The sequence below is a fragment of the Bacillus sp. FSL R5-0820 genome, assembly GCF_038593385.1.
Lineage (GTDB): Bacteria > Bacillota > Bacilli > Bacillales > Bacillaceae > Bacillus > Bacillus altitudinis.
In genome coordinates this window covers 160,354-179,353 of the sequence record NZ_CP151991.1, presented here as the reverse complement: position 1 = coordinate 179,353, position 19,000 = coordinate 160,354, and the positions used below count along the sequence as shown (strand labels likewise).

Genomic DNA, 19,000 nt, shown 5'->3' with positions numbered 1-19,000 from the left:
GAGGTCTAGCTCTTGAAGAAATATTTTCTCATCATCACAAGTCTGTTCATGCTCCTTGGGTTACCAGTACAAACATTTGCAACTAGCTCCCATCCTGTATCGTCTTTGTCTAAAACAGCACCTGAAGAATATCCCGTCTTAAAAAAAGCAAAACGACCGGAACAAGTAGGTTTTTCTTCTAGGCAGCTTAGGAAGGTTGATCACATGATTCAAAACGATATCAAAGCAGGATTTCCAGGGGCAGCACTCATCATTATCAAGGATGGTCAGATCGTCCATCAAAAAGCCTATGGCTACAGACAAAAATATAAAGGGACAACAGAACTCAAATTCTATAAGAAAATGAAAAAGAACACACTGTTCGATTTGGCATCCAATACAAAAATGTATGCCACCAACTATGCCCTGCAAAAGCTAGTATATGAACAAAAACTAGATGTAAATGAAAAAATACAAACCATCCTGCCTGACTTTCAAGATGAACCAGATGCAAAGGTAACCGGCAAAGATCAGCTTCGAGTCAAGGATCTTCTCACCCATTCTGCCGGACTTCCTTCCAGTGTTTTATTTTATAGCAAAGAGCAAGCGGGCTCTTTTTTCTCCCAAGATAGACAAACAACCATGAAATGGCTGCCAAAGGTGCCCCTGCAATACAAGCCAGGGACTCAGCATATTTATAGTGATATTGATTACATGCTGTTAGGCATGATCATCGAGAAAAAAACCGGTATGCCACTTGATCAATATGTAGAGTCGACGATTTATCGACCGCTTGGTCTCAAACATACCATGTTCAATCCGCTGAAAAAGGGATTCAAGCCAAAGCATTTTGCAGCAACCGAGCGTCTAGGCAATACAAGAGATGGTGTCATTGATTTTGAAAACATTCGCAGGTATACCTTACTAGGTGAAGTCCACGATGAGAAAGCCTATTACTCAATGGCAGGTGTCTCCGGACATGCCGGACTTTTCTCTAATACATCAGATATGGCCGTACTGCTTCAGCTGATGCTCAATAAAGGAGGCTATGGGAAAACAACCATCTTTGACCAAGCTTCTATCGATCTCTTTACGGAATCATCAGACACGAACCCAACTTACGGGCTAGGCTGGCGGAAAAACGGCAATACTGACATGGAATGGATGTTTGGGAAGTACGCAAGTAAAGAAGCGTATGGACACACAGGCTGGACCGGAACGATGACATTGATTGATCCAAAACACAATCTAGGCGTCGTCTTGCTGACAAATAAAAAACATTCACCCGTCATTTCACCTGAAGTCAACCCAAATCAATTTGAAGGTGACCTTTTCCCAACTGGTACTTATGGAAGCATCATGACCGCAATCTACGAATCTTTTAAGTAAAAGGAGGAATTCGATGTTAAAAGCTCTGTTCCCCGCTGCACTCGTTTTGGCCCTGCTCACCTCTTCCATTCCAACGGAAAAGGTGAGCTCTGCCCCTCTCCCAACTGCCAAACAAATGGTTCAAGACATGTCCTTGGATGAAAAAATTGGCCAAATGCTCATGCCAGACTTTCGCAATTGGCAAGCAGAAGGTGAATCCGCTCCTACAGGCTTCACAAAAATGAATAAAGAAGTCTCTCACCTTGTAGAGAAATATCATTTAGGCGGTGTCATCTTATTTGCAGAAAATGTCGTTGATACGGAACAAACCGTCAAACTCACACATGAATTTCAACAAGCATCATCCAACATTCCTTTACTCATTTCCATTGATCAAGAAGGCGGAATCGTCACAAGACTACAAAAGGGAACACATTTCCCAGGAAATATGTCGATTGGTGCCTCTAGAAGTAAGAAAAATGCATATGACACAGGAAAAATCATCGGCAAAGAATTAAACGCTCTAGGTATCAATACAAACTTCTCTCCTGTTCTTGATGTGAATAATAACCCGAATAACCCCGTCATTGGTGTCCGTTCCTTTAGCTCTGACCCTGCACTAGTCACGCGACTTGGTCTTCAAACCATGAAAGGACTTCAAAAGGAAAAGACCATTTCCACATTAAAGCATTTCCCGGGACATGGTGATACAGCTGTTGATAGTCACTACGGACTTCCGCTTGTCGAACATGATCTAGATCGTCTTAAAAAGGTGGAGCTGTATCCATTTCAACAAGCAATCAACGCAGGGGCAGATATGGTCATGACCGCTCATGTTCAATTCCCAGCCATTGATGACACAACGTATAAAAGTAAAAAAGATGGCGAGGACATTATGGTTCCAGCAACCTTATCAAAAAAAGTCATCACAAACTTATTAAAAGAAGACATGGGCTTTCAAGGAGTGGTTGTCACAGACGCCCTCAATATGAAAGCGATTGCAGATAACTTCGGACAGGAAGAAGCTGTGGTAATGGCTATTAAAGCAGGCGTCGACATTGCCCTCATGCCAGCACCTGTCACGTCCTTAAAGACAGAAAAAAACCTAGAGAATGTGTTCAATGCTTTAAAAAGAGCAGTTCTCACAAACGAAATTCCGATATCTCAGATCAATCAATCTGTCGAAAAAATCCTTCAATTAAAGATTAAACGCGGCATCATTTCCGCCAATAAATCAGTAAGCCTTGAGAAGAAAATCAAAAAAGCCACACAGCTCGTTGGTCAAAAGTCGCACCGAAAAGCAGAACAAAAAATGGCACGTGAAGGAATCACTCTCCTTAAAAACAACGACAAAACCTTGCCTTTTAAGCCTAAAAAGAATGACAAAATCGTACTCATGGCACCATACGAAGATCAAACAAAAGCAATGTCCGTCACAATTGAATCACTAATCAAACAAAAAAAGATCAAACCTGTGCAAATCCAATCATACACATTTGCAGATAAGAGCTTCTCCAAAGAAACAGCCAAACTCATTCAAGATGCTGACTATGTCATTACAGGCTCTTACGTTGTCCAAAATGACCCGGCTGTGAATGATGGCGTCATTGATGACGGTGTACAGGATCCGAAAAAATGGGCAACGGCCTTCCCTCGTGCTGTCATGAAAGAAGCAGCAGCACAAAACAAAAAATTGGTCATCATGAGTCTTAGAAACCCATATGATGCTGCAAATTTCGAGGAAGCCGACGCCTTACTAGCTGTGTACGGTTTTAAAGGCTACTCAAATGGACAATTCAATCAACCGAATATTCCTGCGGGACTAGAAGTGATTTTTGGAGCGGCCTCACCTAAAGGGAAATTGCCCGTCGCTATCCCATCAGTCACTCATCCTAATCAAACCCTTTACCCATTTGGCTATGGACTCAATTTAAAAGGCAAACAGATCAAATAGGAGGGATTCTCTTGAAAAAGACAGCAAGCTTGATACTCGCTAGCATTCTCATGATCAGCACATTGACCGCCGCCTCCCCCGCAAATTCAGAACGAACAGATACAAAAGGAAAAAAAGCAACAGTCAAAACAGGTATCGAAACATTACTCTCAAGTAACCTCTCTTGGCTTAAAGGGAAAAAAGTAGGGCTTATTACGAATCCTACAGGCATTGATGCAAACATGAAAAGCAGTGTCGATCTGCTATTTGAACACCCCGATATTAAACTGACTGCCTTGTATGGACCTGAACATGGCGTCCGTGGTGATGCACAAGCAGGAGAAGGCGTCGAATCGTATACTGACGAAAAAACAGGCCTGCCTGTTTACTCTCTTTATGGAAAAACAAGAAAGCCAACTCCTGAAATGCTCAAAAATGTAGATGTCCTGCTATTTGATATTCAAGACGTTGGTGCTCGTTATTACACCTATATTTACACGATGGCGTATGCAATGGAAGCGGCTAAGGAAAACAACATTCCATTTGTTGTCTTAGATCGTCCAAACCCAATAGGCGGACTAAAAGTAGAAGGACCCGTATTAGAGCCAGAACACGCCTCTTTTGTAGGTCTCTATCCCATCCCATTAAGACATGGGATGACAACTGGAGAACTTGCATACATGTTTAACAAAGAGTTTCATATCAACGCTGATGTAAACGTGATCAAAATGAAACATTGGAAACGATCCATGACGTTCGATGACACGAAGCTACCGTTCGTCCTCCCTTCACCTAATATGCCGACCGTTGATAGTACCTTTGTTTACCCAGCAACAGGATTAATCGAAGGCACAAACGTTTCTGAAGGCAGAGGAACGACAAAACCGTTCGAACTCATTGGCGCTCCATATATCAATAGCAATGAGCTAGCAGATCATTTAAATGGGTTAAAACTAAAAGGCGTTCAATTTAGACCTGTCTCATTTACCCCTACCTTTTCAAAACATGCCGGGACTTTGTCTCACGGGGTACAGCTTTATGTCACAGACCGAAAATCATTCGAAGCAGTCAAAACAGGTCTATCCATTATCAAAGCAATACACGACTTGTATCCTAATGACTTTCAATTCCTACAAACAGGCAGCTTTGATAAACTCATCGGGAATAGCTGGATCAAAGAAGAAATCAATAAAGGCACTTCCATCAAACACATCATGAAACAATACCACCATGACCTGAAAACATTCGAAAAGAAACGGAAAAAATATCTCATCTATTAATCGTAAAAAAAGCCTCCACCTTAAAGGATGGAGGCTTTTTCATGATAAAGACTTAATCACAGCAGGTTCTTTCAGCTCAAAACGATTAAGTAAAAAGCCAAACAAGGCTGCAAGTACTTGCTGAAACAGCATGCCAATCACGACAGGGACAGCAACAGCAGGCGGGAAAAAGCTAATGGCAAGCACCGCACCCGCGCTAATGTTCCGCATACCGCCCGTATACACAATCGCCACAATTTCTCCTTGAGTACATTTCATCGCCTTCCCAATGAACCACGCAAAAGCATATCCACTCATTGCAATGAAAAACACAATGGCTGCTTTACTAAAAAACGCACCATCCAGTTCACGTAAATAGGGAGCAACAACAGAACTATTGATCGAGACCACAACAAACAAGCCTATTTTTGAAAAAGGAGACAAGGTCTGACTGATCTTTTTCGTTACCGCTGGCTTTGCATATTGATGTACGAGCATCCCTAATATAGATGGAAGCACCACCATACCAAACAGCCCCTTCATGATGGCCGCCATGTCCATATGGACCTGTGAACCGACGAGAAGTGACAGACTGGCAGGTACAATAAATGGCGACAGCAGTGTATCAATCAAAATAATGGATAACGTTAATCCCACATTCCCTTTATACATCGCTGCCCATATTAAACTAGAAACGCCTGTTGGAATCACCATGGCAAGTGTCAAACCGGTGATCGTCATGGAGTCACCCGCAAAGATCAGATGCCCCGCTGACCAAGCGTAAAGGGGCATCAACACATGCAAAATCAAAAACGTTAAAATTAAAGGCAATGGATGCATCACCGTATGCTTTAAAGCTGAAAAGGTAGCAGACAGACTTCCTGCAAATGTCATCACAGCAAACACCCATGGCACCAAAAAGGTCAAATCTTTTAAATACGCCGCCAATAATACACCAAGTAGCACGCTGACAGGCGTAATGAGCGGCATCATCCGGCCGAGCACCTGATTCAAACGGACAAGCATGCCGGCCACCTCCATCCTTCACTTTCTTCCTTGTTTTATTGTAACAAACAGAAAAGTCTTTTAAGATCCAATCACTTGTTTCACAAGCTTTTGACTAGACGTATCCATTCCAACTACGTCCACCTCTACACCAGCTGTACGATATTTTTCCTTCACACGTTCAATCGCAGCCACACCTGATTCGTCCCATATACGCGCTTCAGACAAATCAATCACAACCGTGTTCAGGTCGTTTCCATGATGGAAGGCTTGAATCAATTCAGTCACGGAAGCAAAGAAAATTTGACCCTTAATTCGATAAACCCATGTACCAGCTTGGCTTTCTGTAGAGGTAATATGCAGTTTTGATATTTTAGCCACAAAGAATACGGCACTAAGCAGCACCCCTGCAAAAACACCCTTGGATAAATCATGAGTGAACACCACCGTCACGACCGTGACAAGCATCACAAGAGAATCTGTTTTTGGGTTCTTTTTCAGCTGCTGGAATGAACTCCAATCAAAGGTACCAATAGAAACCATGATCATGACAGCCACAAGAGCAGCCATCGGAATTTGAACAACCACATCACCGAGCACAAAAATCAATACCATTAAAAATGCACCAGCCACAAAGGTAGAAAGCCGGCCTCGTCCCCCTGCCTTTGTATTAATCACAGATTGACCAATCATCGCACAGCCAGCCATACCGCCAAAAAATCCTGCCACCACATTGGCAATTCCTTGGCCTCTCGCTTCCTTATTTTTACGACTAGACGTTTCCGTCATATCATCTACAATCTGTGCTGTTAATAAAGATTCAAGTAAACCAACCATCGCAAGTGCTAAGGAATAAGGAAAAATGATAGCAAGTGTTTCCCAGTTAAACGGTACATTTGGGATAAGAAAAACTGGCAAAGAGCTAGGCAGCTCTCCCATGTCTCCAACCGTTCTGACATCAATATGCCCAAATACAGCAATCATCGTCATCACAATAATCGCAATGAGTGGAGAGGGAACAACTTTGATGACCATCGGTAATACATAAATGATGAACAAAGCGCCACCTGTCATGATATACATAGCCATGGATTCCCCAACGAAATGCGGCAGCTGTGCCATGAAGATCATAATTGCCAACGCATTGACAAAACCAACCATCACAGACCTCGGAATAAATTTCATCAGACGAGAAACACGACACATTCCAAACACAATTTGAATCAGGCCTGTTAAAATCGTAGCCGCAAACAAATACTGCAATCCATGATCGGCTACCAAATTAACCATAACCAGAGCCATAGCCCCTGTAGCAGCCGAAATCATACCTGGCCGTCCACCAACAAACGAAATGACAATGGCAATACAAAACGAAGCATACAACCCAATCTTTGGATCAACGCCCGCAATAATCGAAAACGCAATCGCCTCAGGAATCAAAGCCAAGGCCACTAAAATACCCGCCAACACATCCTGACGCACATGTCCAAACCATTCTTGCTTTACAAATAAATCTTTCAAACCATCTACTCCTTTTTATATACATACCGCACAAGGAAAAAGAAGGCGAATAAAACTCGGAGATACAGAAAGGAAAAAACAATAACCATTCAATTTCGGGGAAAAAGAGGAACGTACAGAGTCTTTTGTAAGAGAGGTAGTCATCACTTTAGTAAGGATAAAAGAAATACGCCGAAGAATCAAGAACAAATAGAAGGAGTATATAGAAAGCTAAGGCAAAGCTTCCACCAAAATCGCTCGATTCATTTTCTAGTTTAATAAGCCGAACCAAGATCAATAAACGTTAAGTATATATTTTAAAACAAACAAAAAAAGCCTTCTCATCAACGAGAAACCTTAACATTTACTATTATCATATAGAGGAAAGCTTCCAAGCGGGCTCGAACCGCTGACCTCTTCCTTACCATGGAAGTGCTCTACCTACTGAGCTATGGAAGCATGGCTCCGCAGGTAGGACTCGAACCTACGACCGATCGGTTAACAGCCGATAGCTCTACCACTGAGCTACTGCGGAATGGATAAAGTAACTTCTTCCATTGGAAGGATATAAACAAAAAGCTTGGCGGCGTCCTACTCTCACAGGGGGAAACCCCCAACTACCATCGGCGCTGAAGAGCTTAACTTCCGTGTTCGGTATGGGAACGGGTGTGACCTCTTCGCTATCGCCACCAAACCTGATGGAGAGAATGTTCTCTCAAAACTAGATAACAATGTTCATTTTTCACATTAGAATATAGGTTAAGTCCTCGATCTATTAGTATCTGTCAGCTCCACGTGTCACCACGCTTCCACCTCAGACCTATCAACCTGATCATCTTTCAGGGATCTTACTTCCTTGCGGAATGGGAAATCTCATCTTGAGGGGGGCTTCATGCTTAGATGCTTTCAGCACTTATCCCGTCCGCACATAGCTACCCAGCGATGCCCTTGGCAGAACAACTGGTACACCAGCGGTGCGTCCATCCCGGTCCTCTCGTACTAAGGACAGCTCCTCTCAAATTTCCTGCGCCCGCGACGGATAGGGACCGAACTGTCTCACGACGTTCTGAACCCAGCTCGCGTACCGCTTTAATGGGCGAACAGCCCAACCCTTGGGACCGACTACAGCCCCAGGATGCGATGAGCCGACATCGAGGTGCCAAACCTCCCCGTCGATGTGGACTCTTGGGGGAGATAAGCCTGTTATCCCCGGGGTAGCTTTTATCCGTTGAGCGATGGCCCTTCCATGCGGAACCACCGGATCACTAAGCCCGACTTTCGTCCCTGCTCGACTTGTAGGTCTCGCAGTCAAGCTCCCTTGTGCCTTTACACTCTGCGAATGATTTCCAACCATTCTGAGGGAACCTTTGGGCGCCTCCGTTACATTTTAGGAGGCGACCGCCCCAGTCAAACTGCCCACCTGACACTGTCTCCCTGCCCGATAAGGGCAGCGGGTTAGAAGGTCAATACAGCCAGGGTAGTATCCCACCGATGCCTCCACCGAAGCTAGCGCTCCGGTTTCCAAGGCTCCTACCTATCCTGTACAAGCTGTACCAACATTCAATATCAGGCTGCAGTAAAGCTCCACGGGGTCTTTCCGTCCTGTCGCGGGTAACCTGCATCTTCACAGGTACTATAATTTCACCGAGTCTCTCGTTGAGACAGTGCCCAGATCGTTGCGCCTTTCGTGCGGGTCGGAACTTACCCGACAAGGAATTTCGCTACCTTAGGACCGTTATAGTTACGGCCGCCGTTTACTGGGGCTTCAATTCGCACCTTCGCTTACGCTAAGCGCTCCTCTTAACCTTCCAGCACCGGGCAGGCGTCAGCCCCTATACTTCGCCTTACGGCTTCGCAGAGACCTGTGTTTTTGCTAAACAGTCGCCTGGGCCTATTCACTGCGGCTTCTCGGGGCTTTAACACCCTAAGAAGCACCCCTTCTCCCGAAGTTACGGGGTCATTTTGCCGAGTTCCTTAACGAGAGTTCTCTCGATCACCTTAGGATTCTCTCCTCGCCTACCTGTGTCGGTTTGCGGTACGGGCACCTCTCACCTCGCTAGAGGCTTTTCTTGGCAGTGTGGAATCAGGAACTTCGCTACTAAATTTCGCTCGCCATCACAGCTCAGCCTTCACGGGAAACGGATTTGCCTATTTCCCAGCCTAACTGCTTGGACGCGGATATCCAATACCGCGCTTACCCTATCCTCCTGCGTCCCCCCATTGCTCAAATGGTGAGGAGGTGGTACAGGAATATCAACCTGTTGTCCATCGCCTACGCCTTTCGGCCTCGGCTTAGGTCCCGACTAACCCTGAGCGGACGAGCCTTCCTCAGGAAACCTTAGGCATTCGGTGGACGGGATTCTCACCCGTCTTTCGCTACTCATACCGGCATTCTCACTTCTAAGCGCTCCACCAGTCCTTCCGGTCTGACTTCACTGCACTTAGAACGCTCTCCTACCACTGTTCGTAAGAACAGTCCGCAGCTTCGGTGATACGTTTAGCCCCGGTACATTTTCGGCGCAGAGTCACTCGACCAGTGAGCTATTACGCACTCTTTAAATGGTGGCTGCTTCTAAGCCAACATCCTGGTTGTCTAAGCAACTCCACATCCTTTTCCACTTAACGTATACTTTGGGACCTTAGCTGGCGGTCTGGGCTGTTTCCCTTTCGACTACGGATCTTATCACTCGCAGTCTGACTCCCAAGGATAAGTCATCGGCATTCGGAGTTTGACTGAATTCGGTAACCCGGTAGGGGCCCCTAGTCCAATCAGTGCTCTACCTCCGAGACTCTTACCTTGAGGCTAGCCCTAAAGCTATTTCGGAGAGAACCAGCTATCTCCAGGTTCGATTGGCATTTCACCCCTACCCACACCTCATCCCCGCACTTTTCAACGTGCGTGGGTTCGGGCCTCCATTCAGTGTTACCTGAACTTCACCCTGGACATGGGTAGATCACCTGGTTTCGGGTCTACGACCACGTACTCATGCGCCCTATTCAGACTCGCTTTCGCTGCGGCTCCGCATCTTCTGCTTAACCTTGCACGGGATCGTAACTCGCCGGTTCATTCTACAAAAGGCACGCCATCACCCGTTAACGGGCTCTGACTACTTGTAGGCACACGGTTTCAGGATCTATTTCACTCCCCTTCCGGGGTGCTTTTCACCTTTCCCTCACGGTACTGGTTCACTATCGGTCACTAGGGAGTATTTAGCCTTGGGAGATGGTCCTCCCGGATTCCGACGGAATTTCACGTGTTCCGCCGTACTCAGGATCCACTCTGGAGAGAACAACATTTCAGTTACAGGGCTGTTACCTTCTTTGGCGGGCCTTTCCAGACCTCTTCGCTTATATCGTTCCTTTGTAACTCCGTATAGAGTGTCCTACAACCCCAAGAGGCAAGCCTCTTGGTTTGGGCTGTTCCCGTTTCGCTCGCCGCTACTCAGGGAATCGCATTTGCTTTCTCTTCCTCCGGGTACTTAGATGTTTCAGTTCCCCGGGTATGCCTTCTCATACTCTATGTATTCAAGTATGGATACTACTCCATTACGAGCAGTGGGTTTCCCCATTCGGAAATCTCCGGATCAAAGCTTGCTTACAGCTCCCCGAAGCATATCGGTGTTCGTCCCGTCCTTCATCGGCTCCTAGTGCCAAGGCATCCACCGTGCGCCCTTTCTAACTTAACCATTTCTTACTTTAGAAAGAATCACTATGTGTGATGAACTTTGCATTGCATTCAATGTGAATGTATTACTTATTGTTATCTAGTTTTCAAAGAACAATCCTGTCTCGCTAGAGACATGTTTGAAGGAATGATCCTTCAAAACTAAACAAGACGAAAACGCACGCTGCTCCATATATCCTTAGAAAGGAGGTGATCCAGCCGCACCTTCCGATACGGCTACCTTGTTACGACTTCACCCCAATCATCTGCCCCACCTTCGGCGGCTGGCTCCATAAAGGTTACCTCACCGACTTCGGGTGTTGCAAACTCTCGTGGTGTGACGGGCGGTGTGTACAAGGCCCGGGAACGTATTCACCGCGGCATGCTGATCCGCGATTACTAGCGATTCCAGCTTCACGCAGTCGAGTTGCAGACTGCGATCCGAACTGAGAACAGATTTGTGGGATTGGCTAAACCTTGCGGTCTCGCAGCCCTTTGTTCTGTCCATTGTAGCACGTGTGTAGCCCAGGTCATAAGGGGCATGATGATTTGACGTCATCCCCACCTTCCTCCGGTTTGTCACCGGCAGTCACCTTAGAGTGCCCAACTGAATGCTGGCAACTAAGATCAAGGGTTGCGCTCGTTGCGGGACTTAACCCAACATCTCACGACACGAGCTGACGACAACCATGCACCACCTGTCACTCTGTCCCCGAAGGGAAAGCCCTATCTCTAGGGTTGTCAGAGGATGTCAAGACCTGGTAAGGTTCTTCGCGTTGCTTCGAATTAAACCACATGCTCCACCGCTTGTGCGGGCCCCCGTCAATTCCTTTGAGTTTCAGTCTTGCGACCGTACTCCCCAGGCGGAGTGCTTAATGCGTTAGCTGCAGCACTAAGGGGCGGAAACCCCCTAACACTTAGCACTCATCGTTTACGGCGTGGACTACCAGGGTATCTAATCCTGTTCGCTCCCCACGCTTTCGCTCCTCAGCGTCAGTTACAGACCAGAGAGTCGCCTTCGCCACTGGTGTTCCTCCACATCTCTACGCATTTCACCGCTACACGTGGAATTCCACTCTCCTCTTCTGCACTCAAGTTTCCCAGTTTCCAATGACCCTCCCCGGTTGAGCCGGGGGCTTTCACATCAGACTTAAGAAACCGCCTGCGAGCCCTTTACGCCCAATAATTCCGGACAACGCTTGCCACCTACGTATTACCGCGGCTGCTGGCACGTAGTTAGCCGTGGCTTTCTGGTTAGGTACCGTCAAGGTGCAAGCAGTTACTCTTGCACTTGTTCTTCCCTAACAACAGAGCTTTACGATCCGAAAACCTTCATCACTCACGCGGCGTTGCTCCGTCAGACTTTCGTCCATTGCGGAAGATTCCCTACTGCTGCCTCCCGTAGGAGTCTGGGCCGTGTCTCAGTCCCAGTGTGGCCGATCACCCTCTCAGGTCGGCTACGCATCGTCGCCTTGGTGAGCCGTTACCTCACCAACTAGCTAATGCGCCGCGGGTCCATCTGTAAGTGACAGCCGAAACCGTCTTTCATCCTTGAACCATGCGGTTCAAGGAACTATCCGGTATTAGCTCCGGTTTCCCGGAGTTATCCCAGTCTTACAGGCAGGTTACCCACGTGTTACTCACCCGTCCGCCGCTAACATCCGGGAGCAAGCTCCCTTCTGTCCGCTCGACTTGCATGTATTAGGCACGCCGCCAGCGTTCGTCCTGAGCCAGGATCAAACTCTCCGAAAAAGTACAAAACCGAAGTTTTGCTTTTCGCCAGTTTGACTGACTACCTATGATGTATCATAGGATTTTTTTATAAAAACTCGAATTAACAGGTACGTTTTGTCTTGTTTAGTTTTCAAAGATCATCTTCGCCGTTCTTAGCGGCTTTAATAATATAACATTTCGCTTCATCTTATGTCAACAACTTTTTTCAAGTTTATTTCCCGAAGCGTTTGTGTTTGTCACTGTGTGTCAGCGACGATTAATAATATATCACGAAAACATTCTGTTGGTCAACGCCTTTTCAGAACTTTTTTTAAAATAGTTTTATCGTGCATGTCAAACCCTTGTCCTGCATACAATCAAGTAACAATCTTGGACAAGGCAGGAGTGTTTGAATTGAGTCGATTATATGTGTTGCCTATTAAACGGCTGAAGCAAGTAGTCATTATTCTTGTAGCAGCCCTTGCAGCTGCAACCTTTTTTTATGTACAAAAGGCACCGCCGCTGTCGGTATTTAAAACAGAACAAGGACCCCGAGCGATTTATAAAGGAGAGACCTCATCAAAACATGCATCCCTTACGTTTAATATTGGCTGGGGAGACGAGAAGGCTGTTCCTATTTTAAATGTCCTCCGAGAGTACGATATAAAGAACGCCACTTTCTTTCTGTCTGCTTCTTGGGCTGAGCGTCACCCTGATATTGTGAAAAGGATTAAAGAGGACGGCCATCAAATTGGCAGCCTTGGCTATGCATATAAAAATTATAGCCAGCTGGAAGAAAACGAAATTAAGCGTGATCTTGTCCGTGCACAAAATACATTCCAAAAGCTTGGACTGGAAGACATTCAATTATTAAGACCGCCAACTGGGCAATTTAATGAAACGGTATTGAAAATTGCAACACAGTATGGCTATACCGTTGTCCATTACAGCATCAATTCTCAAGATTGGCTGAACCCGGGCGTCGACCAGATTGTTCATAATGTAAATGATCGAATGAAAAGCGGAGACATCATTCTCCTTCACGCCTCAGATTCAGCCACCCAAACCGCTCAAGCCTTACCAGCTATTTTAAAACACTTAAAAGATAAAAATTTAAGAAACGTCACGGTTGGCGAGCTTATCTCTAATACAAAAACAAAGTCAACTGAGGTTAAGTAGCTTTTGCTTTTGAAAACCGCGGCATAGCTAATAACTGAAACGCATTACAACCTAATAGCGGAAATAGCATTAAATATAGCCAGTCCTCTTCATTGACTCTAAGCGCCGGAAACCATTCTAACGACGTGATGACGACCATGAGAAACATTGCAGAAATAAATGTTTTCTTAGAGGACTGCTGCTGTTTAAAATAAGACACGATCAATGCAAACACACCGATAAAAACAGGCAGCCACAAGTATGGAAGAAATGATTCATTCTCCCCGAAAAACAAAAACCGCAGATAAGCCAAATCAAACAGCACGAAAATCACAAGAAATAACTGAATGGTATTCCATAAAGAATGCGACCTGAAAATCTCCAGCGCAAACCGGTGCACCGTCAAAAAGACAACAAACCCCATCTGACTGATTACACTAAAGATCATCCCCACACCAATAAACCAGAATAACACAGACGCAATCTCTAAAATCTCAAACGATACAAACAGCTTCTGATATTTCCCCCACTCCAGCGCAAAACCTACCACGCTTGTAATGACCGCTCCAACAGCCAGCACAGAGAAGAAAAAACGAACTAAATCCCGACTTTTCATTGAATTGACCCAACCCCTATTTTTGTTATGTATAAATTCACGTGAAACATTCATATTAAAAGTAAGACATGTAACGAAAGGAGCCATAGTATGTCAAAAGGCATCTTGCGTATAATGAGCTGTTTTCTTCTTTTATCTCTAACAGCTTGTGCTCCCAAAACCCAATCCTCATCTAATATGGACTATGACGAAACGAAAAAAATGGTCGTCGATATTTTGAAAACAGATGACGGTAAAAAGGCCATTCAACAGTTATTAAATGACGAGGCAATGAATGAAGCTTTGGTAATGGATGAACAAACTGTGAAAAAAACAATAGAGAAAACACTGACTTCTGATAAAGGCAAAGAGTTCTGGAAGAAGGTCTTTGAGGATTCTAAATTTGCCGAGACTTTCGCAAAATCCATGCAGCAACAGCATGAAAAGATGTTAAAACAATTGATGAAGGACCCTGACTATCAACAGATGATGATGGATATTCTCAAGGATCCTGAAATGGAAAAGAAATACGGTGAACTGGTCAAAAGCAAAGAGTTCAGAAAGCACTTAGAGAAAGTTATTACAGAAACATTAAGCAGCCCTCTCTATAAGAAGAAATTCGAAGATGAGCTAAAAAAAGCAGTCTCTGAAAGCAGCAATGATTCCGGTTCACAAGGAAACGGCAGTTAAACATCACCCGAGTGGCACAAGGTCCACTCGGGCTTTCATTATGCTTTCACTGCTAATTGTTCAATGACTTTATTAGCAATGTGTTGATACACTTCCCCTGTCGGATGACTCTCATCATAGACGGAAGGTGCAAAATCGTCCTCATTCCAATCAGGCTGTCTTAAAGGGATTTGACCAAGAACTGATACACGCAGCTCCTCCGCCAGCTTGTCCCCGCCGCCTTTTCCAAAGACATATTCCTTCTCACCTGTTTTTTTGCTTTCATAGTAACTCATATTCTCAACGACCCCTAGCACCTCGTGATCTGTTTGCAGTGCCATTGCGCCTGCTCTAGCAGCAACGAAAGCCGCTGTTGGATGCGGTGTCGTCACAATGATTTCTTTACAGCTCGGAAGCATCGTATGAATATCAAGTGCCACATCACCTGTTCCAGGCGGAAGGTCTAATAGTAAGTAATCTAATTCTCCCCACTCTACTTCGTGGAAGAAGTTATTTAGCATTTTACCAAGCATCGGTCCTCTCCAAATGACCGGTGCGTTTTCTTCAACAAAAAAGCCCATTGAAATCACTTTGACGCCAAAGCGTTCCACAGGAATAATCTTTTCCCCTTTAACTGTCGGTCTGACGGTGATTCCCATCATATCCGGTACGCTAAAGCCGTAAATATCAGCATCGATCAGTCCCACTTTTTTCCCTAGACGAGCCAGTGCCACAGCCAGGTTAACGGAAACAGTTGATTTCCCAACTCCGCCTTTTCCACTCGCAATCGCTAAGAACACAGGCGGATTTTTAGAGTTGAGCAAATTTTCTTCCTCATCCTGGGACGGCATAAACTTTTCAAGCGTTTCTTGAGGCAGTTCTTCAAAACGAAGTCCTACAGTGTTCGCGCCCGCTGCTTTTAAAGCTTGTACGATGTCTTGCTGCAGCTTCATCTGCTCAGCAGTGCCTGTCTTGGCAATCGCCACTTTTAAGCTCACATGTTCTTTTTCAGGCTTTAGGCTGATTTCCTTGATGGCATCCAGCTCACCAAGCGGTATATGAAGGAAAGGTTCGTCCATCTTCCCAACTAGTTTTCTCACATCATCTTGTCCGATCATAGCAGAACCTCACCCTTTATTGAATTCGTTTACAATCCAAGTATATCATACATATCCTTACAATGTCTGTCCTCTTTGCCTGCGATAAACAGGAAAAAGCCCCTTATTCAGGCGGCTCTTTTTGCTCTGTTAAATATCTGAGAATGCCTTTATAAATTGAAGCAGCAATTTGATCCTGATATTTAGGAGTCGCCAGCTGACCAGCCTCTTTTGGATTCGATAAAAATCCTATTTCGACAAGCGCTCCTGGCTTCGTGACATTTTGCATTAAATAAATCCCATTGATTCGCTTCGCCTTGCGATCTGTGTTTTCAAGGTTGTTGCGCAATTCATCTTGAATGAACTTCGCTGCTTTTTCATTCTCTTCATACTTTCCGTAAAAAAACGTCTGGGCCCCGCTCCATTTGTTCGATGGGATCGCATTTAAATGTATGCTTAAATAGAGATCCGCTTCAGACTCATTGATGACTTTCACACGGTTTCTCAAATCCTCCGCTTTCTTTCGGGCATAACCCTTTGTATTCTTTGATGATAAATCAGAGTCATCCTCCCGGGTCATGAGAACAAGCGCTCCCTGCTCCTGCAAATAGTCTCTTATCTTCATGGACACATCCAGTGCAATCTCTTTTTCGAGCAGCTCGCCGCCAACAGCACCGCCATCTGGACCGCCGTGACCCGGATCTAAATAGATGATCTTGCCGCTCAAAGGCAAGTTCCACGATTTCCACGAATCATCATTTAGAAACTGAAATCTGAATAAGAATAAGAGGACAATAAACCCGATTAAAAACCCTGTCCATTTCAGCTTTCTTTTCATCCCTGTCCCTCCCATACACCATTATTTTATAGATATGGGACAAGGGCTGGAAATATGCTTAGTGCAGGCGAAGCTTATGCCTTTTTTCTGATTCCCGAAAGCCTTCCTGCCACCACTTACTTAAAAATTCCTTCGCAAATGGATACAGACACGACATCTTACGCTCCATTTGGAACATATTCCCCCACGATTGCAAACACCCTGCTAGCTCCTCAACCAGTTCATCTTCTTCATGAACTGACCGCTTTTTTATATCATCGAATGATTCACCATACTTACTAGACTCACCATATCTCCCACCTGCTAAAAAAGCCTCAATGGCGAAATCAATACAGCCATCACTCATAATCCCAGCTGGATCATCTGCAAATGGGAACAGCTTCTTCGTGAATTTCTCTGAAGCGACCGTCACCTGTTGAAGAGACAATGTACGCAACAGCTTCTTTTCAAGCGTGACATCTCGTTTTGTTTTCAATTGATAAAATGAAAGAACTTCTGCCATGGACTGAACTCCTTTTTTTCTTTGTATTGTTCGTTGGTTTGAACAAAACATGCAGTTCAGTAAATGGAAATCAATGAGCTAACGGATTGGAAAATTGTGATAAAATGAACATATATATAGAAAGAATAGAAAAGGGGCAAAATTCATGAAGAAATGGATGTATATCCTATTGCTACTAACAGTCGTCTTGTCTGGTTGCAACAGTCAAGCAACCGAGCAAAAGAGCGACATAAAAGAAATAGAAGACATATCATTAAAACAGCTTTCCAAACACAAAAATTCTTATATTGGAGACAATGGAGCAGTCGGCGCTATTTTATCAGATCTTCCAGGTAACGTGATTCGCGAGTATGAAATCGTAGATGAAAAAGCGCTAAAAGTGACATACGGCGTGAAAGAAAATACCAATGATACAGAAGAACAGTTTGATTCATTTTGGTTTGATAAGAAGGATACGATTGAAAAAAACTACTTATATAATGCATTGGCACTTTTTATTCTTATCGATAACGTGGAGCAAGTGACACTCCAGATGAACGCTAAAGACGAGCCATCCGTCACGTTTAAAAGAAAACAGCTAGAAAAAAAGCTGCCTCACTCTTTTAAAGTGTACAAAGACGATACAGCGCTTTGGCAAAAGGAACTGGTTGATGGAGTTGTGAAGTCAAAAGATAAACGTCAAGATGTATACAAAGCGTTTCCCATCAAGAAATAATAAAAACAGAGGGCGTCACCCTCTGTTTTTTGATAATTATGTAGTAAAAGCTTGAATCAATCGTTGTCGAAAGTTTTGATCTGCTACTACGGTAAGTATAAATTCATCGAACACTTCCCCCATCCAGTGAGAATTCTCCGCTTTCAGGTCATTGATGAATAGAGAAATCGATATAGTTGATGTATCCGTTTTTCGATATAAAGCAGCAGTGACAACAAACAACGTCGATCCACCTTTATACCAAATATATTGATCTGTTTCCGTCTTCAATATTTCTCCCAGCACAATTTGGCTAAAAAGACGCTTTTCTTCTGTTGTTAACAGCTCATCCTGTAGACGTTTCATAAAATGTGCATATTGATTCGTTGTAGACCTTGTCATCTTTTGCGTCAGTAAAGATTGAATACGCAAGCTTAACAAGTTCTTTTTCATCAATTTTTCTTCTAACGCCTTTTTATGCTCCGGGTCATTCTTCATGATATGAAAAATCTCAAACATCAGAGATTTGTATTGTTCATCAGTTACATCGCTTATTTGCTTTAATGCATCCTGCTCATGATCAGATACATAGGCTGGCCACAACACCTTGGGTGTCAGCGGCATGAGTTTATCATGTTCTGTAAGACCTGCTTGTTTCATCTGATCATTGATCTTTTTTAGGTCGAGCAAGTCAATCAAATAATCAGTACAAGCATTCGAACTAAATTGCATCATCCCTTTGGAAACATCTAATAAAGTTGCATGCTCAGAAAAATCGTTGACCTCCAGCCAGTATGTGTGAGCACCGCCATCGGTTCTATCAATATAAAACCGCTCTATATCAGACAATGCCACTTTTTCATTTAGCTTGATGTCACCGCTGGATACAGCTTTAACAAAATGAAACAAAACCATTAATTTCATCGTACTTGCAAGTGGTGTTTTTTGATTACCATTCCATTCTAATACCACATCTTCATTTTCAATAATTGTTACTGATACGTTCTTTTAGTTTTTCCTGACAAA

General features: G+C 44.4%; 13 protein-coding genes, 2 tRNA genes and 3 rRNA genes. 6 read left to right on the top strand and 12 right to left on the bottom strand.

Annotated features, from left to right (window positions below; translation table 11 throughout):
* Nucleotides 1-12 precede the first annotated feature (12 nt).
* The 3 genes from pbp4b to NST15_RS01005 are packed head-to-tail and all read left to right on the top strand — an operon-like array spanning nucleotide 13 to nucleotide 4,560.
* Nucleotides 13-1,368 (top strand): penicillin binding protein PBP4B, encoded by a 1,356-nt coding sequence (gene pbp4b / locus NST15_RS01015; RefSeq protein WP_019744082.1) that lies wholly within the window; start codon nucleotides 13-15, stop codon nucleotides 1,366-1,368.
* A 13-nt stretch (nucleotides 1,369-1,381) separates the two neighbouring features.
* Nucleotides 1,382-3,301, top strand: coding sequence for a glycoside hydrolase family 3 protein (locus NST15_RS01010; RefSeq protein WP_342498759.1), 1,920 nt, complete (start codon nucleotides 1,382-1,384; stop codon nucleotides 3,299-3,301).
* An 11-nt stretch (nucleotides 3,302-3,312) separates the two neighbouring features.
* Nucleotides 3,313-4,560, top strand: coding sequence for a DUF1343 domain-containing protein (locus tag NST15_RS01005; RefSeq protein ID WP_342498758.1), 1,248 nt, complete (start codon nucleotides 3,313-3,315; stop codon nucleotides 4,558-4,560).
* Between the two features lie 39 nt (nucleotides 4,561-4,599).
* On the opposite strand, the gene NST15_RS01000 is transcribed toward NST15_RS01005, so the two are convergent.
* The 7 genes from NST15_RS01000 to NST15_RS00970 all read right to left on the bottom strand — a co-directional run bounded on the left by NST15_RS01000 (nucleotide 4,600) and on the right by NST15_RS00970 (nucleotide 12,460).
* Nucleotides 4,600-5,565: a bile acid:sodium symporter family protein gene (locus NST15_RS01000; protein WP_317328468.1), complete on the bottom strand. Its 966-nt coding sequence runs from the start codon at nucleotides 5,563-5,565 to the stop codon at nucleotides 4,600-4,602.
* A 60-nt stretch (nucleotides 5,566-5,625) separates the two neighbouring features.
* Nucleotides 5,626-7,065 carry a SulP family inorganic anion transporter gene (locus NST15_RS00995; protein WP_342498757.1) on the bottom strand — a complete coding sequence of 480 codons (1,440 nt, stop codon included), beginning with the start codon at nucleotides 7,063-7,065 and terminating at the stop codon, nucleotides 5,626-5,628.
* A 365-nt stretch (nucleotides 7,066-7,430) separates the two neighbouring features.
* Nucleotides 7,431-7,503: transfer RNA gene (locus tag NST15_RS00990), tRNA-Thr, on the bottom strand.
* 1 nt (nucleotide 7,504) lies between these two features.
* Nucleotides 7,505-7,579: transfer RNA gene (locus NST15_RS00985), tRNA-Asn, on the bottom strand.
* Nucleotides 7,580-7,622: 43 nt separating this feature from the next.
* A 5S ribosomal RNA gene (gene rrf, locus NST15_RS00980) occupies nucleotides 7,623-7,738 on the bottom strand.
* A 61-nt stretch (nucleotides 7,739-7,799) separates the two neighbouring features.
* Nucleotides 7,800-10,730: ribosomal RNA gene (locus tag NST15_RS00975) — 23S ribosomal RNA — on the bottom strand.
* 181 nt (nucleotides 10,731-10,911) lie between these two features.
* Nucleotides 10,912-12,460 (bottom strand): 16S ribosomal RNA (locus NST15_RS00970).
* The 16S, 23S and 5S rRNA genes sit together here with 2 tRNA genes alongside, the layout of an rRNA operon.
* Nucleotides 12,461-12,835: 375 nt before the next feature.
* Here NST15_RS00970 and pdaB point away from each other — a divergent pair.
* Nucleotides 12,836-13,600 (top strand): polysaccharide deacetylase family sporulation protein PdaB, encoded by a 765-nt coding sequence (gene pdaB, locus NST15_RS00965; protein WP_017366469.1) that lies wholly within the window; start codon nucleotides 12,836-12,838, stop codon nucleotides 13,598-13,600.
* On the opposite strand, the gene NST15_RS00960 is transcribed toward pdaB, so the two are convergent.
* Nucleotides 13,593-14,195: a KinB-signaling pathway activation protein gene (locus NST15_RS00960; protein ID WP_008345196.1), complete on the bottom strand. Its 603-nt coding sequence runs from the start codon at nucleotides 14,193-14,195 to the stop codon at nucleotides 13,593-13,595. The genes pdaB and NST15_RS00960 overlap by 8 nt on opposite strands.
* A gap of 90 nt (nucleotides 14,196-14,285) precedes the next feature.
* Between NST15_RS00960 and gerD the strand changes: the two genes are divergently transcribed.
* Complete coding sequence (gene gerD / locus NST15_RS00955; protein ID WP_017359176.1) at nucleotides 14,286-14,864, top strand: spore germination lipoprotein GerD; 579 nt, start codon at nucleotides 14,286-14,288, stop codon at nucleotides 14,862-14,864.
* A gap of 38 nt (nucleotides 14,865-14,902) precedes the next feature.
* On the opposite strand, the gene NST15_RS00950 is transcribed toward gerD, so the two are convergent.
* The 3 genes from NST15_RS00950 to NST15_RS00940 all read right to left on the bottom strand — a co-directional run bounded on the left by NST15_RS00950 (nucleotide 14,903) and on the right by NST15_RS00940 (nucleotide 17,280).
* Nucleotides 14,903-15,961, bottom strand: coding sequence for an Mrp/NBP35 family ATP-binding protein (locus NST15_RS00950; protein ID WP_017366467.1), 1,059 nt, complete (start codon nucleotides 15,959-15,961; stop codon nucleotides 14,903-14,905).
* A gap of 103 nt (nucleotides 15,962-16,064) precedes the next feature.
* Nucleotides 16,065-16,778: an N-acetylmuramoyl-L-alanine amidase CwlD gene (gene cwlD, locus NST15_RS00945; RefSeq protein WP_017359175.1), complete on the bottom strand. Its 714-nt coding sequence runs from the start codon at nucleotides 16,776-16,778 to the stop codon at nucleotides 16,065-16,067.
* A 58-nt stretch (nucleotides 16,779-16,836) separates the two neighbouring features.
* The gene (locus tag NST15_RS00940; RefSeq protein WP_058214432.1) at nucleotides 16,837-17,280 is read right to left on the bottom strand and encodes a YbaK family protein; all 444 of its coding nucleotides are present in this window, start codon (nucleotides 17,278-17,280) and stop codon (nucleotides 16,837-16,839) included.
* 145 nt (nucleotides 17,281-17,425) lie between these two features.
* Between NST15_RS00940 and NST15_RS00935 the strand changes: the two genes are divergently transcribed.
* Nucleotides 17,426-17,995: a DUF4825 domain-containing protein gene (locus tag NST15_RS00935; RefSeq protein ID WP_058214433.1), complete on the top strand. Its 570-nt coding sequence runs from the start codon at nucleotides 17,426-17,428 to the stop codon at nucleotides 17,993-17,995.
* Nucleotides 17,996-18,031: 36 nt separating this feature from the next.
* Here the strand turns inward: NST15_RS00935 and NST15_RS00930 are convergent, their stop codons facing one another.
* Nucleotides 18,032-18,946 carry a serine hydrolase gene (locus NST15_RS00930; RefSeq protein ID WP_227820701.1) on the bottom strand — a complete coding sequence of 305 codons (915 nt, stop codon included), beginning with the start codon at nucleotides 18,944-18,946 and terminating at the stop codon, nucleotides 18,032-18,034.
* Nucleotides 18,947-19,000: the final 54 nt, after the last annotated feature.

Coding starts and splice junctions, on each gene's coding strand:
- cwlD (WP_017359175.1), bottom strand. CDS start 16,778: ATGAAAAGAAAGCTGAAATGGACAGGGTTTTTAATCGGGTTTATTGTC.
- NST15_RS01010 (WP_342498759.1), top strand. CDS start 1,382: ATGTTAAAAGCTCTGTTCCCCGCTGCACTCGTTTTGGCCCTGCTCACC.
- NST15_RS01000 (WP_317328468.1), bottom strand. CDS start 5,565: ATGCTTGTCCGTTTGAATCAGGTGCTCGGCCGGATGATGCCGCTCATT.
- NST15_RS00940 (WP_058214432.1), bottom strand. CDS start 17,280: ATGGCAGAAGTTCTTTCATTTTATCAATTGAAAACAAAACGAGATGTC.
- gerD (WP_017359176.1), top strand. CDS start 14,286: ATGTCAAAAGGCATCTTGCGTATAATGAGCTGTTTTCTTCTTTTATCT.
- NST15_RS00935 (WP_058214433.1), top strand. CDS start 17,426: ATGAAGAAATGGATGTATATCCTATTGCTACTAACAGTCGTCTTGTCT.
- NST15_RS00960 (WP_008345196.1), bottom strand. CDS start 14,195: ATGAAAAGTCGGGATTTAGTTCGTTTTTTCTTCTCTGTGCTGGCTGTT.
- NST15_RS00950 (WP_017366467.1), bottom strand. CDS start 15,961: ATGATCGGACAAGATGATGTGAGAAAACTAGTTGGGAAGATGGACGAA.